Annotated in this window: 12 protein-coding genes, 1 tRNA gene and 1 pseudogene; 6 read left to right on the top strand and 8 right to left on the bottom strand. The window is 74.1% G+C overall.

The features are described 5' to 3' along the window. Nucleotides 1-70: 70 nt before the first annotated feature. The 5 genes from V6V16_RS08625 to V6V16_RS08605 form a co-directional block, all read right to left on the bottom strand. On the bottom strand, nucleotides 71-3,655 hold the full coding sequence (locus V6V16_RS08625; RefSeq protein ID WP_334561217.1) for an adenylate/guanylate cyclase domain-containing protein: 3,585 nt from the start codon (nucleotides 3,653-3,655) through the stop codon (nucleotides 71-73). Beyond that, a complete protein-coding gene (locus tag V6V16_RS08620; protein WP_334561215.1) occupies nucleotides 3,652-4,494 on the bottom strand; it encodes an MBL fold metallo-hydrolase in 843 nt (280 codons plus the stop codon). The genes V6V16_RS08625 and V6V16_RS08620 overlap by 4 nt, the downstream gene beginning before the upstream one ends. 120 nt (nucleotides 4,495-4,614) lie before the next feature. Then, entirely contained in the window at nucleotides 4,615-5,076 is a 462-nt protein-coding gene (locus V6V16_RS08615; protein ID WP_334561213.1) for a RidA family protein, read from the bottom strand. Further along, nucleotides 5,073-5,228 (bottom strand): DUF4177 domain-containing protein, encoded by a 156-nt coding sequence (locus V6V16_RS08610; RefSeq protein ID WP_013736319.1) that lies wholly within the window; start codon nucleotides 5,226-5,228, stop codon nucleotides 5,073-5,075. The genes V6V16_RS08615 and V6V16_RS08610 overlap by 4 nt, the downstream gene beginning before the upstream one ends. Before the next feature lie 47 nt (nucleotides 5,229-5,275). Beyond that, on the bottom strand, nucleotides 5,276-5,767 hold the full coding sequence (locus V6V16_RS08605; protein ID WP_334561203.1) for a hypothetical protein: 492 nt from the start codon (nucleotides 5,765-5,767) through the stop codon (nucleotides 5,276-5,278). A 623-nt stretch (nucleotides 5,768-6,390) separates the two neighbouring features. On the opposite strand from V6V16_RS08605, the gene V6V16_RS08600 reads away from it, so the two are divergent. From V6V16_RS08600 to V6V16_RS08590, 3 genes are read left to right on the top strand one after another with little or no spacing between them, the layout of a single operon-like run. Beyond that, the gene (locus V6V16_RS08600) at nucleotides 6,391-7,059 is read left to right on the top strand and encodes an Rv0361 family membrane protein (RefSeq protein ID WP_442934050.1); all 669 of its coding nucleotides are present in this window, start codon (nucleotides 6,391-6,393) and stop codon (nucleotides 7,057-7,059) included. A gap of 26 nt (nucleotides 7,060-7,085) precedes the next feature. Next, nucleotides 7,086-8,063, top strand: coding sequence for an ArsA-related P-loop ATPase (locus V6V16_RS08595; protein ID WP_334561201.1), 978 nt, complete (start codon nucleotides 7,086-7,088; stop codon nucleotides 8,061-8,063). Nucleotides 8,064-8,116: 53 nt separating this feature from the next. Further along, nucleotides 8,117-9,268: an ArsA family ATPase gene (locus V6V16_RS08590; protein WP_334561199.1), complete on the top strand. Its 1,152-nt coding sequence runs from the start codon at nucleotides 8,117-8,119 to the stop codon at nucleotides 9,266-9,268. Between the two features lie 6 nt (nucleotides 9,269-9,274). On the opposite strand, the gene V6V16_RS08585 is transcribed toward V6V16_RS08590, so the two are convergent. Then, nucleotides 9,275-9,595: a WhiB family transcriptional regulator gene (locus V6V16_RS08585; RefSeq protein ID WP_334561197.1), complete on the bottom strand. Its 321-nt coding sequence runs from the start codon at nucleotides 9,593-9,595 to the stop codon at nucleotides 9,275-9,277. Between the two features lie 405 nt (nucleotides 9,596-10,000). Between V6V16_RS08585 and V6V16_RS08580 the strand changes: the two genes are divergently transcribed. Next, nucleotides 10,001-12,427: a penicillin-binding protein gene (locus V6V16_RS08580; RefSeq protein ID WP_334561195.1), complete on the top strand. Its 2,427-nt coding sequence runs from the start codon at nucleotides 10,001-10,003 to the stop codon at nucleotides 12,425-12,427. 81 nt (nucleotides 12,428-12,508) lie between these two features. Here the strand turns inward: V6V16_RS08580 and V6V16_RS08575 are convergent, their stop codons facing one another. Further along, a complete protein-coding gene (locus tag V6V16_RS08575) occupies nucleotides 12,509-12,964 on the bottom strand; it encodes a GatB/YqeY domain-containing protein (RefSeq protein WP_334561193.1) in 456 nt (151 codons plus the stop codon). A gap of 25 nt (nucleotides 12,965-12,989) precedes the next feature. Between V6V16_RS08575 and V6V16_RS08570 the strand changes: the two genes are divergently transcribed. Both V6V16_RS08570 and V6V16_RS08565 read left to right on the top strand, forming a co-directional pair. Beyond that, nucleotides 12,990-13,883 (top strand): metallophosphoesterase, encoded by an 894-nt coding sequence (locus V6V16_RS08570; protein WP_334561191.1) that lies wholly within the window; start codon nucleotides 12,990-12,992, stop codon nucleotides 13,881-13,883. Nucleotides 13,884-14,101: 218 nt separating this feature from the next. After that, nucleotides 14,102-14,175, top strand: a tRNA-Pro gene (locus V6V16_RS08565). 77 nt (nucleotides 14,176-14,252) lie between these two features. Here V6V16_RS08565 and V6V16_RS08560 read toward each other — a convergent pair. After that, nucleotides 14,253-14,390, bottom strand: a pseudogene (locus tag V6V16_RS08560) (site-specific integrase); the annotation flags it as partial. Nucleotides 14,391-14,424 lie beyond the last annotated feature (34 nt).

Below are 14,424 nucleotides of genomic sequence, written 5' to 3'. Positions count from 1 at the left end.
ACGCTATCGGCCACCCCCGACACACCGCATCCCCAGAACCGGCAGACCTCTCCGGTCGTGGCCCCGGGGACTAGGGGGTGGCGAGGCGGGCGCGCAGGGCGTCGGCGGCGGGGCGCTCGCTGCGCTGCTCGGTCGCGTACGCCAGGCGGACCGCCTCCTCGGCGCTGGCCAGCGCCTCGGTGGGCCGGCCGCAGGCCGCGAGCGCCTCGGCGAGCACGCTCGCCGCGACCACCTGGCTGCGTACGTCCTCCGACGGGGCGGCACCGGCCCGGCGGGCCCAGTCCAGCGCCTGCTCGTGCTGCCCGTGGGCGAGCAGCGCGGAGGCGTACCGGGCCATGGTCTGGCGGCGGGAGAAGAGCAGCGAGGGGGCGGTCGCCGCGGCGGTGGCCACCGGGGCGAGCAGCCCCACGGCGGTCGCCGGGTCGCCGGCGGCCAGCCGGGCGGTGGCCAGCAGCACCCGGGGGCCCACCTGCGCGGGCGCCTGCGGGTTGTGCGGCTCGACGGCGGTCAGCACCGACCGGGCGTCCCGCTCGGCGGTCTCGCAGTCGCCCAGGTCCAGCGCGACGAAGCCGCGCAGCGTGCCGGCCATCCCGGTGAGCAGCGGGTGCGACGTCCGGCCGGCGTACGACAGCGCGTCGGTCAGCAGGTCGGCGGCGTGCTCCGACTCCCCCAGCCCGCGCGCCACGACCCCCCGGACGACCAGCGCGAACCCGCGTCCCCAGTCGTCCGAGGCGGCGGCGAACTCCCGGTACGCCCGGCGGGCCCCCCGGTCGGCCTCGGCCAGCTCGCCCAGCTCGGCGGTGGCGAACGCCTCGACCGCGCGCAGCGTGCCCACCGCCCACGCCTCGCCGACCCGCTCGCCGAACGGCAGGAAGACCTGCGCCATCCGGCACGCCTCCCGCAGCCGGCCGGCCAGCAGCCGGGCGAAGGCGGTGGTGCCACGCAGCCAGGCCCGCCCGTACGGGTCCTTCAGCTCCGCGAAGAGCCGGGCGGCCCGGCCGAGCACGGCGTCCGTGCCGGCGAAGTCGCCCCGGGTCGTGGTCACCCAGGCCAGGTTCTGCAAGGACCACGCCTGCCCCCGGCGGTCCTGCGCCTGGAGGCTCACCTGGTAGGACGCGGCGAGCCGGCTGCTGGCCTGGCCCAGCCGCCCGGCGACGAAGTCGGCCATGCCCAGGCGGCGCATCGCCGAGGCGCGCAGCGTCGGCAACCCCCCGGCCGTGGCGACCTGCAACGCCTCCTGCCAGCAGGCCACCGCCCGCGCCTGGTCGCCCATCGTCTGGTGGGCCTGCCCGGCCAGCAGCAGCGCGCTGGTCCGCACGGCCGACTCGTCACCGGCGTTGGCGGCGATCTTCTCGGCGAAGGCGAGGGCGTCGGCGGGGCGGCCGACCTGGAGCAGCGCCCGGGCGTGCACCACCCGGTCGGCCGCCGGAACCCCGTCGCGGGCCAGCTCGGCGGCGCGGTCGGCGTACTCCACGGCCAGCGCGGGCTCGCCCGCCTGCAACGACCGGCGGGCGGCCCCGCCGAGCGCGGCGACGCCCAGCGGGAGCACGGCCCGCGCCGGCGCGTCCGGCCGCAGCCCGACCGCGTCGGCCAGCGCGGCGGCCCGCTCCACGTGCTGGGCCACGAAGACGTCCCGGGCCGCCTCGGAGAAGCCGCCCGGCGGGCCCGCTCCCGCCGGCGCCTCGGACGCGGCCCACCGGGCCAGCGCCGCGTGCCGCTCGGCCAGCTCGGCCTTGCTCACCCCGGCGTACGCGGCCTCCCGCATCAGCGGGGTGGCGAAGGCGTAGCCGGTGCGGATGCGGTGCAGCATCCGGCGTTGCAGCAGTTCCTCGACGGCCCGCTCCAGCTCGACGGCGACCACCGCCGCGGGGCGGCCGTCGCGGCCGGCCCGCTGCTCGCGCAGCGCCTCCAGCGCCCCGTCCGGCACCGTGTCGCCGACGACCGCGGCGTCCCGCAGCACCGAGCGGGCCTCCGCCGGCAGCGCGTCGATGCGCGCGGCGAGCACCGCGGCCAGGTCCCGGGAGAGCAGTCGGCTGCCGAGCGAGCCGGGCACCAGCCGCCAGCCCCCCGGGCTCGGCGAGGCCCGCTCGGCCAGGGCGGTCAGCGCGCCCCGCTCCATCAGCAGGGTGACCAGCTCGGCCAGGTAGAACGGGTTGCCCTGGGCGGTGGCGAGCAGCCGGTCGGCGTCGGCCTGCGGCAGCCGGCCACCGTTGAGGTAGGTGGTGAGCAGGCGGGCCGCGTCGGCGCCGCGCAGCGGCGGCAACGCGTGCACCTCGGCGTCCGCGACCCGGGTCAGCGCCCCGGCCGTACGCACCAGCTCAGGCCGGCCGAGCAGCAGCACCAGCACCGGGCCGGAGAGCCGGGAGAGGGTGACCCCGAGCGCCTGGATGGTCTCGGCGGTGGCGTCGTGCAGGTCGTCGACGATGATCACCAGGGGCGCCTCGCCGGCGAGCGCGGTGAGCAGCTCCGCGACCGCGTTCGGCACGGCGTCGGCGTCGACGGGCTGCTGGCCGGTGCCCCACTCGCCCTGGTCGGTCGGGCCGCCGGGCAGTTCGGCGTAGCCGAGCAGGGCCAGCAGCTGGTCGGTGGCGACCGGCGCCGGCTGGCCGGAGCGGCTGAGCCGCTGCCCGAGCCGGCGCAGGCGTTCCTCCACCGCCGGGCGGGTGAGCGCGGTGGCGGCGTCGTTGGGCAGCCCGACGGCCGCCCGGACGAGGTCGGCCAGGGGCGCGAGCCGGCGACGCTCGCCGAACGCCGCGCAACGCACGGAGAGCACCCGGGCCCCGGTGTGCGCGGCGTACCGGCCGGGGCCCACGTCGTAGCCGGCGGCGAGGCGTTCCACCTCGGCGGCGAAGCGGGACTTGCCGATCCCGGCCTCGGCCGTCATCAGCAGCACCCGGGGCTCGGCGCGGTCGATCACCTCGGCCAGTCGGCCGGCGACCCGGCCGATCTCGGTCTCCCGGCCCACGAAGGGCGCCTCGTCGCCGAGGCCGGAGCGGGTGCCCGGCGCGTCCAGGAGGCCGAGCAGCTCGTACGCCTCGACCGGCTCGCGCTTGCCCTTGAGCCGCAGCGGTCGCAGCGCCCGCCAGGAGGCGACGTGCCGGGTGGCGGCCGAGGTCCGCGCCCCCGCGTAGACGGCGCCCACGGCGGCGGCGTCGGCCAGCCGGGCGGCGGTGTTCACGGTGTCGCCGATGACCGTGTACTCGATCGCGGCCTGGATGCCGGCGATCACGTCGCCGGTGTTCAGGCCGACCCGCAGGCCGAGCGGCGCGCCGCCGCCGCGCTCGTCGTCGAGGACCCGGCGGACCGCCCGCTGCATCGACAGCGCGGCGCGGACCGCCCGCTCGGCGTCGTCCTCGTGCGCCACCGGCGCCCCGAAGACCGCCATGATCCCGTCGCCGGTGAGCTTGTCGACGTGCCCGCCGAACGTCTTCACCGCGCCGGCCAGGGCGGCGAGCACCCGGTCCGTGACCGCGCCGACCCGCTCCGGGTCGAGGTCCTCCGACCAGGAGGTGAAGTCGGACAGGTCGCCGAAGAGCACGGTCACCACGCGGCGTTCGGCCGCGGGCAGCGTCGCGGCGGCCGGCAGCGCGGCGCCGCAGTTGTGGCAGAACCGAGCGCCGGGCACCGCCACCGTTCCGCACACCGGACAGGTCACGCTTGCTCCAAGCTCGCGGCACCTCCGCCGGATTCCCGCCCCAGGTATTCGAGTTGGGCCCGGACCGACAACTCGGCGGCCCACCACAGCGACCGGTCGACGTCGGCGTAGACCGTCGCGACCACCTCGGCGGCGGTGGCGGCACCGCCGTCGACCGCCGCCCGGACCTGGTCGAGCCGGGCCCGGCGGTGCGCCAGGTAGAAGTCGGCCGCCGCGCCGCAGTCGGCCAGCGCCGGGCCGTGCCCCGGCAACGCCGGGATTCCCCGGTACGTCGAGAGCAGCTCCAGGCTGGCCAGGTAGTCCCCGAGGTGCCCGTCCGGGTGGGCGACCACGGTGGTGCCCCGGCCCAGGATGGTGTCGCCGGTGAGGACGACCCGCTCGTCGCCGTGCTCGACCAGGAGACAGACCGAGTCGCCCGTGTGCCCCGGGGTGGCGAGGAGCCGGACGCGCAGGCCCGCCTCGCCGAGGTCGTGGTCGCCGAGGCGCTCCCCGGGCGTGGCCAGCGGCTCCCCGGCGAGGCAGTGCGCCGGGTCGGCGGCGCGTACGGGCACCCCGCCGAGCAGTTCGTGCAGGCGGCGCGACCCGTCGGTGTGGTCGGGGTGGCCATGGGTGATCAACACCAGCCCGACGGGGCCCCGCGCGGCGATGGCCGCCAGGTGCCCCTCGTCGGCCGGACCCGGGTCGACGACGACGGCGCGCTCCTGGCCCGGGGCGCGCAGCAGCCAGGTGTTGGTGCCGTCGAGCGTCATCGGCCCCGGGTTGGGGGCACGAAGCAGCGTCACCCAGCCCGGCAACTCGCCGGCGAGCGCCGCGGCGGGTGCGGTGAAGTGCCCGGTCATGGCTGCGATCGTACGGCCCCGCCGACCACTCCCCGCGATCTTGCGGTTTCCGCCCCTGGTACGTGCCGCTTCACGGCTTTTGCGCAGGCAGGAAGTGCAAGATCGCGGGGAAGGTGACGGTCAGGCGACCTCGACGATGACCTCCACCTCGACGGGGGCGTCGAGGGGGAGTTCGCCGACACCGACGGCGCTGCGCGCGTGCCGGCCGGCCTCGCCGAAGACCGCGCCGAACAGGTCGGAGGCGCCGTTGATCACGCCGGGCTGGCCGTTGAACCCGGGCGCCGACGCCACGAATCCGGTCAGCTTGACGACCTTGACGACGTTCTCCAGACCGACCAGCGAGTCGATCGCGGCCAGCGCGTTGAGGGCACACCGCTGGGCCAGGTCCTTGGCCTGCTCGGCGGAGACGCCGGCGCCGACCTTGCCGGTGGCGAGCAGCTTCCCCTCCAGCATCGGCAGCTGGCCGGAGACGTAGACGTGCTGCCCGGACTGGACGGCGGGCACGTAGCTGGCCACCGGCGGGACCACATCCGGCAGCGCGTGTCCGAGCTCGGCGAGCTTCGCGTGCGGACCGTTGCTCATGCCTTCGGCCGCTTCAGGTAGGCGACGAGCTGCTCCGGGTTGGGCCCGGGCACCACGGAGACGAGTTCCCACCCGTCCTCTCCCCAGTTGTCGAGGATCTGCTTGGTCGCGTGGACCAGCAGCGGGACCGTGGCGTATTCCCACTTCTGCATAGGTGGAGAGCTCCCTCGGGGTGGAGTACGGCTGTTCGACGCACAGCCTACGGTCCGGCGGAGGGTCGGGGTGCGGGACGCTGCTCGGGAGGGCTCGGCATCTCTCCGCACGGCCCGCCGTGCTCGTACGGCTGGGGGCAGCGGGACCGGTCCGCCAGCAGCAGGTCGCAGAAGACCCGGTGCCGGTTGTTCTGGTCGTCCGTGCTGGAGACGGTGGTCTCGCCGGCGTCCAGTTCGCGCAGGAAGCTCAGCGAGGTGGCGACGGTGCCGGCCAGCGCGGTGGCCGCCTTCAGGTCGGCCACCCGGATCGGCAGGTGGATGACGTACCCGGGCTCCTCCTCGTCCCGGGCGCCCGGGACGGACCGGCCGGGCGCGCGCAGCACCTCGACGGGCTCCGCGAGCCGCCGGTACGACCTCTCGTTGATCGGCAGCCCGCCGCCGGCGGTGGGCTCCGCATCGCCCGAGGAGCCGACTCCGATCCGCCGCGCCCGGTCGCCCCCCGGGAACTGTGCTCGGGGAATGTTGTCCACGTCGCGCATGCCTTGCCTCCGGACGTCGTACCTGGTCACGTCATCGCCTTGCTGGAGCGGGGCCCCCGTCCGGCCCGTCCCCCGCGCCGCTGAGAACGTAGGTCGGCGGCGACGATCTCGCCAACAGGACGCGCATGCCAGGTGACCGAAAGTCACATATGCGACACATGCTTGGTAAGGAAGGCGACGGCGCCCGCCGCCCCCCGCGGTGAAGAGTCGACCGTTACCCTTCCGGTCGGACGGGCGCGCGCCGGCTCGCCGCCAGCTCGATCACGCTCGTCGCCCGGGTGGGCGGCGACGTCGCACCCCCGGGGGAAGAGATGACCCAGCCACCCAGCGGCGACCCCGTCGGACCGCCGGCCGACCGGCCGGACCTCCCGGCCGACCCCGGCGCACCCACCAAACCCGCCGCACCGCCCGACGCCGCCACACCGGCCTCCCCGGCCGGCCCCGGCACGCCCGCCTCCCCGACCGCTCCCGCTCCGCCGGCCGCTCCCACCTCCCCGGCCGGTCCCGCTGACGCGCTCCCGCCCGGGCCGGCCGCTCCCGACGGCCCGCCTCCCGCACCGGGCACCCCCGGCACACTCCCGTCGGGCGCCGCCGGTGCCTCCCCGCCCGGCGCTCCCGGCAGCCTGCCGCCCGGGTCCGGCAGCCCCGGCGCCCTCCCACCCGGCGCTCCCGGCAGCTTCCCGCCCGGGCCCGGCACCCCCGGCGCCCTCCCGCCCGGCACTCCCGGCGCCTTCCCGCCCGGGCCGGGCAGCCCCGGCGCCTTCCCGCCCGGGCCGGCGGCCGGGGCGAATCCGTCGATCCCGGCGCCTCCGGCCGGGTATCCGCCGTACCAGCCGCCCGCCGCGCCGAAGAAGAAGCGCGGGGTGCTGATCGCCGCCATCGCCCTGGGCGTGATCCTGCTGCTCTGCGCCGGCGGTGGCGTCGTGACGTTCCTGACGCTGCGCGACGCCGAGAGCGGCGAGGGAGCCAAGGAGCCGGCGGTCGCGGTGGACGAGTTCCTCACCGCCGTCTACCAGGACCGGGACGCGGCCAGGGCGGCCCGTCTGGTCTGTGCCTCGTCGCGGGACGAGAAGAAGATCGCCGCCAAGGTGGCCGAGGTCGAGAAGCAGGTCACCACCTACCAGAAGCCCCGGTTCCGGTGGACCAGCCCGAAGGTGGACAACCAGACGGGCGACCGCGCCACCGTGACCACCAAGGTGACCATGACCACTGCCGACGAGAAGGTGGCCGCCCAGGACCTGCGGTTCACCGTGGTGAGGAAGACGGGTTGGTGGGTCTGCGAGGTCGCCTGAGTCCGTCGCCTGGATAGGCTCGACGGGTGCGAGCAGCAGAGTCGGCGGCCGGGCCTGCCGCTACGGAGTGGCCGGCCCGCCTGCACGTCGTGACCGGCAAGGGTGGCACCGGCAAGACCAGCGTCGCGGCGGCACTGGCCCTGGCGCTGGCCGCCGGTGGGCGGCGCACGCTGCTGGTCGAGGTCGAGGGGCGGCAGGGCATCGCCCAGCTCTTCGGCACCGATCCGCTGCCGTACGAGGAGCGGCACCTCGCCGACGCGCCCGGCGGCGGTGAGGTGCGGGCCCTGGCGGTGGACGCCGAGGAGGCCCTGCTGGAGTACCTCGACATGTTCTACAAGCTCGGCGCGGCCGGCCGGGCGCTGCGCAAGCTCGGCGCGATCGACTTCGCCACCACGATCGCCCCGGGGCTGCGGGACGTCCTGCTCACCGGCAAGGTGAAGGAGGCGACGACCCGCACCGCCGGCCAGCGGCGCGCGTACGACGCCGTGGTGCTGGACGCGCCGCCCACCGGGCGGATCGGCCGGTTCCTGAACGTCACCGCCGAGACCGCCCGGCTGGCCAAGGTGGGCCCGATCAAGACCCAGAGCGAGGGCGTCGCCGCCCTGCTGCGCTCCCCGATCACCGCCGTGCACGTCGTCACCCTGCTGGAGGAGATGCCGGTCCAGGAGACGGTGGACGCGATGGCCGAGCTGACCCAGCTCGGCTTCCCGGTGGGGCGGGTGATCGTCAACGGCGCCCGCCCGCCGCTGCCCGCGGGCCGGGTGGTGGCCGCCGACGAGCTGGAGCGGGGGCTGCGCGCCGCCGGGCTGCCGACCGACCGGGACACCGTCGCGGGGCTGGCCACGGAGGCACGTGACCAGGCCATCCGCCGCGAGCTGGAGGATTCGCTGCGCGCCGAGCTGGTGGAGCTGGGGCTGCCGCTGACCGAGCTGCCGCTGCTGCCCGACGGGGTGGACCGAGCCGGGCTGGACCGGCTCGCCGCGACCCTCGTCCGGGCGGATTGACTCACACCTGCCACCGGCGCGGGGCGCGGACCGACCCGGCCCGATACGCTCGATTGGTGCCTTCCGAAGACGCGGCGCCGCAGCTGGACGTCGACCAGATCCTCGCCGATCCGGGCGTCCGGATCGTGGTCTGCTGTGGGGCGGGCGGGGTGGGGAAGACGACCACCGCCGCCGCGCTCGCGCTGCGGGCGGCGGAGCGGCACGGCCGGCGTACGGTGGTGCTCACGATCGACCCGGCCCGCCGGCTGGCCCAGTCGCTCGGGCTGACGGAGCTGGACAACACCCCCCGCCAGGTCAAGGGCATCGACGTCGAGGCGAGCGGTGGCGAGCTGCACGCCATGATGCTCGACATGAAGCGCACCTTCGACGACGTGGTGCTCCAGCACACCGATCCGGCGAAGGCGGCGGAAATCTTCGCCAACCCCTTCTACCAGGCCATGAGCTCCACCTTCGCCGGCACCCAGGAATACATGGCGATGGAGAAGCTGGGCCAGTTGCACGCCCGGGGCGAGTGGGACCTGATCGTGGTGGACACCCCGCCGTCCCGCTCGGCGCTCGACTTCCTGGACGCCCCGGCCCGCCTGTCCCGCTTCCTCGACGGGCGGATGCTGCGGCTGCTGCTGGCCCCCGCGCGGACCGGCGGGCGGAGCATGTTCAGCCTGGTCACCGCCTCGTTCGGGATGTTCTCCAAGGTCGTGCAGAAGGTGCTCGGGGCCCAGTTGCTGACCGACCTCTCCGGCTTCGTCGCCGCGCTGGATTCGATGTTCGGCGGCTTCCGGCAGCGTGCCGAGCAGACGTACCGCATCCTGCAGGCGCGGGAGACGGCATTCCTGCTGGTCGCGGCGCCGGAGCCGGACGCGGTCCGGGAGGCCGCCTACTTCGCGGGCCGGCTGCGCGAGGAGAAGATGCCGCTGGCGGGCCTGGTGCTCAACCGGGTGCACCGCCCGGCGGCGCCCGGGCTCGACGCGGCCGAGAGCCTGGCCGCCGCGGAGCGGCTGGCCGGCCTGGGTGGGCACGAGGGCACCGTCGACGTGCTGCGGGCCCACGCCGCCCTGGCCCAGCAGGCGGTACGCGAGCGGCGGGTCGCGGCGGGGTTCACCGAGGCGTTCCCGGCGGTGCCGGCGGTGTCGGTGACGGCGCAGCCCGCCGACGTGCACGACGTCGACGGGCTGCGGACGATCGGCGCGGCGATCAGCCGGCCGTGACGGTGCTCAGCCGGGGCTGGTGACGAGGATCTTGTCCTTGCCGGCCTTGTCCTTGGCGTTCTTCTTCATCGCGGCCTCGAACATCTTGCGCCAGCTCGTCACCTGAGGATGACGGCGCAGCAACGCACGGCGTTCGCGTTCGGTCATGCCACCCCACACGCCGAACTCGATGCGGTTGTCCAGCGCGTCGGCCAGGCACTCGTACCGAACTGGGCAGCTCCGGCAGATCCGCTTCGCCACGTTCTGTTCGGCGCCCTGTACGAACAACGCGTCCGGGTCCCCGTTCTGACACGCCGCCAGCGACGGCCAGTCAGTGATCATGCCCATCTGTACACGTCCCCCCTTGCAGTACCTACCGACCCCGTCGCGGACCAGCCGGCAATTCCCCCCGATCGCCCGGCCTGCCTTCCCCAAGGCGGCACGGACGGCATGTGGCGCTGTCGCCGCCACCATCATGCTCTGTAGTCACCTGATTACGCAACGTTGTCGGCGAAATCCATCATTCCGGACACTCCCGGCTTCCCGGGCCTCGCGACCGCCGGTTACCCCGTCCGCGTACGTGAAAACGCTGCGGTCCCCCTCGGGAAGAAGAGAGACTCGGCGCCGGGTTCACGCAACCACACACCGGGGGTCGTGCGTTTAGCACAACGAGGTCGGCGCGCGCAGGAAATGGGGAAAGAACGCCCCGGCGCCCCTCGTTCCCTACTCGCGTACCCTGTCGAGGTGACCTGGATGCGGAAACGTGACCACAATGTGCTGACCAACGCCGCATCGCTGCTGATATGTGGCCTGCTGGCCGGCGTGGTGGTCGCGGCGGCGGCCTTCCCCGCGGTGGCGATGTCCGGGCTGGCCGCGAAGGCCGGTGCCGAGACCTTCGGCGCACTGCCCAAGGAGCTGACCGTGGCCCGCGCGCCGCAGATCAGCTACCTCTACGCCTCCGACGGCAAGACCCCGCTGGCGACCATGTACGACGAGAACCGCCGCGACGTGAAGCTCGCCGACGTCGCGCCCGTCATGCAGAAGGCGATCATCGCCGCCGAGGACCACGACTTCTACAAGCACAACGGCGTGGACCTCAACGGCATCGCCCGGGCGTTCGTCAACAACCAGTCCGGCGCGTCCAGCCAGCAGGGCGCCTCCACGCTGACGATGCAGTACGTCCGGCTCGCCATCGCGTACTCGGCGAGCCACCCGGCCGACGTGGTCGCGGCCACCGAGGACACCAGCGCCCGCAAGCTGCGCGAGATGCGCTACGCGATCCAGATCGACAAGGAGCTCTCCAAGGACGAGATCCTGGAGCGCTACCTGAACATCGCCGCCTTCGGCAACGGCGCGTACGGCATCTACGCCGCCAGCCAGGTCTACTTCAACAAGCCGCCGAGCAAGCTCAAGATCGAGGAAGCGGCCATGCTCGCCGGCATGGTGAAGGCGCCGAGCACCAACGACCCGACCACCAGGAGCGGCTACAAGGCCGCGGTCGAGCGGCGCGACTACGTGATCGAGAACATGGTCGAGACCGGCGCCATCACCCGCCAGGAGGCGGACGCGGCGAAGGCCGTCCAGCTCAAGGTCACCGGCAAGCGGGCGCCCAACGGCTGCGTCTCGACCAACGAGAAGGGCTGGGGCTTCTTCTGCGACTACTTCTACCGCTGGTGGATGCAGCAGGAGACGTTCGGCTCGACCTCGTACGACCGGGAGCGGCGACTGAAGAGCGGCGGCTACACCGTCGTCACCACGCTCGACCCGCAGGCCCAGCGGGGCGCCGACAAGGCCGTCCGCAAGGCCAAGCCCGAGAAGAGCAAGGAAGCCGCCATGGTGGCGGTGGTGGAGCCGGGCACCGGGCGGGTGCGGGCGCTGGCGGTGAACCGGAACTTCAAGCTCGACGACCCGAAGAAGCCGGCCAACAAGCCGCACAGCGACCCGAAGCTGCGCAAGAAGAACCGGCTCGGCAACTACCCGAACACCGTGAACCCGCTGCTCACCGGCGGTGACGGCCTCACGGGCTACCAGGCCGGCTCGACCTTCAAGATCTTCACCATCGTGGCCGCGCTGGAGAAGGGCATCCCGCTCAGCTACACGATGAACGCACCGCAGCAGTTCCGGTCGGAGTACCGGATCCAGCCCGGGCCCGCCGCCTGCCCCGGCACCAACCTGTACTGCCCGACCAACTCGGGCAAGAAGGCCGGCGGCATGCAGAACATGTGGAGCGCCTTCGCCTCCTCCATCAACACGTACTTCGTGCCGTTGCAGCAGCAGGTCGGCGCGGAGAACGTGGTCGACGTCGCCAAGCGGCTCGGCATCCAGTTCCGCACCACGGAGGACATCCGGCTCAGCCGCACCAAGGAGGCCGCGCACGACTGGGGCGCCTTCACCCTCGGTGTCTCGCAGACCACCCCGCTGGAGCTGGCCAACGCCTACGCCACGTTGGCGGCGGACGGTAAGTACTGCGAACCCATCCCGGTGCAGGAGATCAAGGACCCGGAGGGCAAGAAGCTCGACATCGCCGATCCGCGCTGCGAGAAGCGGGTCAGCGTCGAGGTCGCCCGAGCCGCCGTCGACGCCGCCCGCTGCCCGGTCGGTGACAACTCCTCGACGAGCAAGTGCGGCGGCAGCCGTACGGCCGCGAACGTCCGGGGCATCGTCGACGCCCCGGTGGCCGGCAAGTCCGGCACCACCGACTCGGAGAAGACCGCCTCCCTGGTCGCGATGACCAAGCAGTACGCGGTGGCCGGCATCATGGCCGACCCGGACTGGCCGCAGACCAACGTCAAGATGAAGCACAACCAGCGCGACGGCATCAACCCGCCCGTCTTCGAGACGCTGCGCGACGCCATGAAGGGCAAGAAGCGGATCAACTTCGAGCCCCCGGGCAAGAAGATCTCCGAGGGCGACCAGCGGCGGATCCCGGACGTGAAGTGCCTTGACCCGGCGCAGGCGAAGTCCCGGATCGAGGCGGAGGGCTTCGACGCCGTCATCTCCGACGTCAAGGTCCCGTCGAGCTGCCCGGCCGGCAAGGCCGCCGGCACCAGCCCTGACGGCCGGACCATCAAGGGCGGCGTGGTGACCATCCAGATCAGCGCCGGCGGCGGCACCGCGCCCGGTGGCCCGGGCGGTCCGCCGACCAACCCCGGCCGACCGCCGGGCCGCCCCGGCGGCTGAGCCGGCCGGACAACCGGACGGGCGGGCACCCCTCGCGGGGGTGCCCGCCCGTTTCGCGTACGCGGACCGGTGCGGCCCGGGTCAGAGGCCGAGCTGCCGGCGTACCTCGGCGGCGACCCGGCCGCCCTCGGCCCGGCCGGCCACCGCGGCCTGGGCCGCCTTCATGGCCGGGCCCATCTGCGCCTTGCCGGTGAAGCCGCCTACGGCGAGCGCCCCCGCGACCAGTTCGGCCAGCTCGGCGTCGGGGAGCTGCTTCGGCAGGTAGCGCTCCAGCACCTCGCCCTCGGCGGTCTCCTTCGCGGCCTGTTCGGTGCGCCCGGCGTCGGCGAAGGCGGTGGCGGCCTCCCGACGCTTCTTCGACTCCCTCGTCAGCACCGCGAGCACCTCGTCGTCGGTGAGCTCGCGCTTGGCCCTGCCGGCGACCTCGGCGGTGCCGACGGCGGCGAGCGCCATCCGCAGCGTGGAGGTGGTCAGTTCGTCGCGCGCCTTGAGGGCGGCGCGCATGTCGGCGGTGAGGCGGTCCTTCAGCGTGCTCATGGTCGGTGAAACTACCCTGAACGCCATGCGAAAGCGCACACTATTCCGGTTCGCGACCGGGACCGCCGCTCTCGGCGCGGCGACCCTGGCGTACGCGTCCCTCGTCGAGCGCAACATGTTCACCCTGCGGCGGTACGACGTGCCGGTGCTGGCGGCCGACGCCGAGCCGCTGCGGATCCTGCACCTGTCGGACCTGCACATGATGCCCGACCAGGGGCGCAAGCAGCGCTGGGTGGCGTCGCTGGCCGCGCTCGACCCCGACCTGGTCGTGGTCACCGGCGACAACATGGCACACCCCGGCGCCGTGCCAGGCGTGCTGCGCGCCCTCCAGCCGCTGCTGGACTACCCGGGGGCCTTCGTCTTCGGCTCCAACGACTACACCGGGCCGGTCTGGAAGAACCCCTTCACCTACTTCCTGCCGGACCGGGAGTACACGGAGGGGGCGGAACTGCCGCACGAGGAGCTGCGGGACGTCTTCGTCGGCGCCGGCTGGACCGACCTGAACAACGCCCGCAACACCGTCAAGGCCGGCGGCCGGGTCGTCGAGCTGCTGGGGGTGGACGACCCGCACATCGAACGGGACGACTACGACTCCGTGGCCGGGCCGGTGTCGCCCGCCGCCGACCTGTCGATCGCGCTCAGCCACTCCCCCGAGCCGGCGGTCCTCGACCGGATGGCCGCCGACGGCTTCGGGCTGCTGCTCGCCGGGCACACCCACGGCGGTCAGGTCTGCTTGCCGGGGGTCGGCGCGCTGGTGACCAACTGCGGCCTGCCCCGTTCCATGGCGCGGGGGCTGCACCGCTGGCCCGGCTCCGACTCCTGGCTGCACGTCACCGCCGGGCTCGGCACCCACCCGACCGCGCCGGTCCGGTTCGCCTGCCCGCCCGAGGCCAGCGTGCTCACCCTGATCCCCCGCTGACCGACGCCCGCACCGGGCCGGTGCCGCGCGGCGTCGGCCGGTCTCCTCCGGCGGCCGGGGAGTCGCCGTAGCCGCCCTTTCGAGCTGAATCGTCTACGACATCAACCGGTCCGCGCGGTCGGTTCCTGGCGGCTGCCGCCGGGGCAGGGGCCGCCCCGACGGTGGGGGTACCGAGTTTGACCCCCGCGCGGGGTGGGCTACTATTTGTCGGCACGCCTCGGGGTGTGGCGCAGCTTGGTAGCGCGCTTCGTTCGGGACGAAGAGGTCGTCGGTTCGAATCCGGCCACCCCGACCGAGGTCAGGGGCCACTCTCCATCGATGAGAGTGGCCCCTGATGCATTCGTACAGCAGTCGAGTACAGCAGCGGCGTCACCGCAGGCTCTCCCCCAGCCGCTTGAGGGCGTCGCGGGTGGCGTCCGAGGACGCCTGCGAGTAGATCTCCATCGCCACCGCCACCTCCGCGTGCCGGAGCACCTGCATGATGACGCGCGGGTGCCCGTCCAGCTCCTACAGTGGGTCGACGGGGAGCCGACGTGCTTAC

The organism is Micromonospora sp. CPCC 205561 (genome assembly GCF_036906775.1).
GTDB lineage: Bacteria > Actinomycetota > Actinomycetes > Mycobacteriales > Micromonosporaceae > Micromonospora.
This window is presented reverse-complemented; position numbering and strand designations above follow the sequence as displayed.

What these genes read in the sequence shown, in the direction of transcription:
- V6V16_RS08620 (WP_334561215.1), bottom strand. Translation starts at nt 4,494, where the DNA reads ATGACCGGGCACTTCACCGCACCCGCCGCGGCGCTCGCCGGCGAGTTG.
- V6V16_RS08615 (WP_334561213.1), bottom strand. Translation starts at nt 5,076, where the DNA reads ATGAGCAACGGTCCGCACGCGAAGCTCGCCGAGCTCGGACACGCGCTG.
- V6V16_RS08610 (WP_013736319.1), bottom strand. Translation starts at nt 5,228, where the DNA reads ATGCAGAAGTGGGAATACGCCACGGTCCCGCTGCTGGTCCACGCGACC.
- V6V16_RS08605 (WP_334561203.1), bottom strand. Translation starts at nt 5,767, where the DNA reads ATGCGCGACGTGGACAACATTCCCCGAGCACAGTTCCCGGGGGGCGAC.
- V6V16_RS08585 (WP_334561197.1), bottom strand. Translation starts at nt 9,595, where the DNA reads ATGGGCATGATCACTGACTGGCCGTCGCTGGCGGCGTGTCAGAACGGG.
- V6V16_RS08580 (WP_334561195.1), top strand. Translation starts at nt 10,001, where the DNA reads ATGCGGAAACGTGACCACAATGTGCTGACCAACGCCGCATCGCTGCTG.
- V6V16_RS08575 (WP_334561193.1), bottom strand. Translation starts at nt 12,964, where the DNA reads ATGAGCACGCTGAAGGACCGCCTCACCGCCGACATGCGCGCCGCCCTC.
- V6V16_RS08570 (WP_334561191.1), top strand. Translation starts at nt 12,990, where the DNA reads ATGCGAAAGCGCACACTATTCCGGTTCGCGACCGGGACCGCCGCTCTC.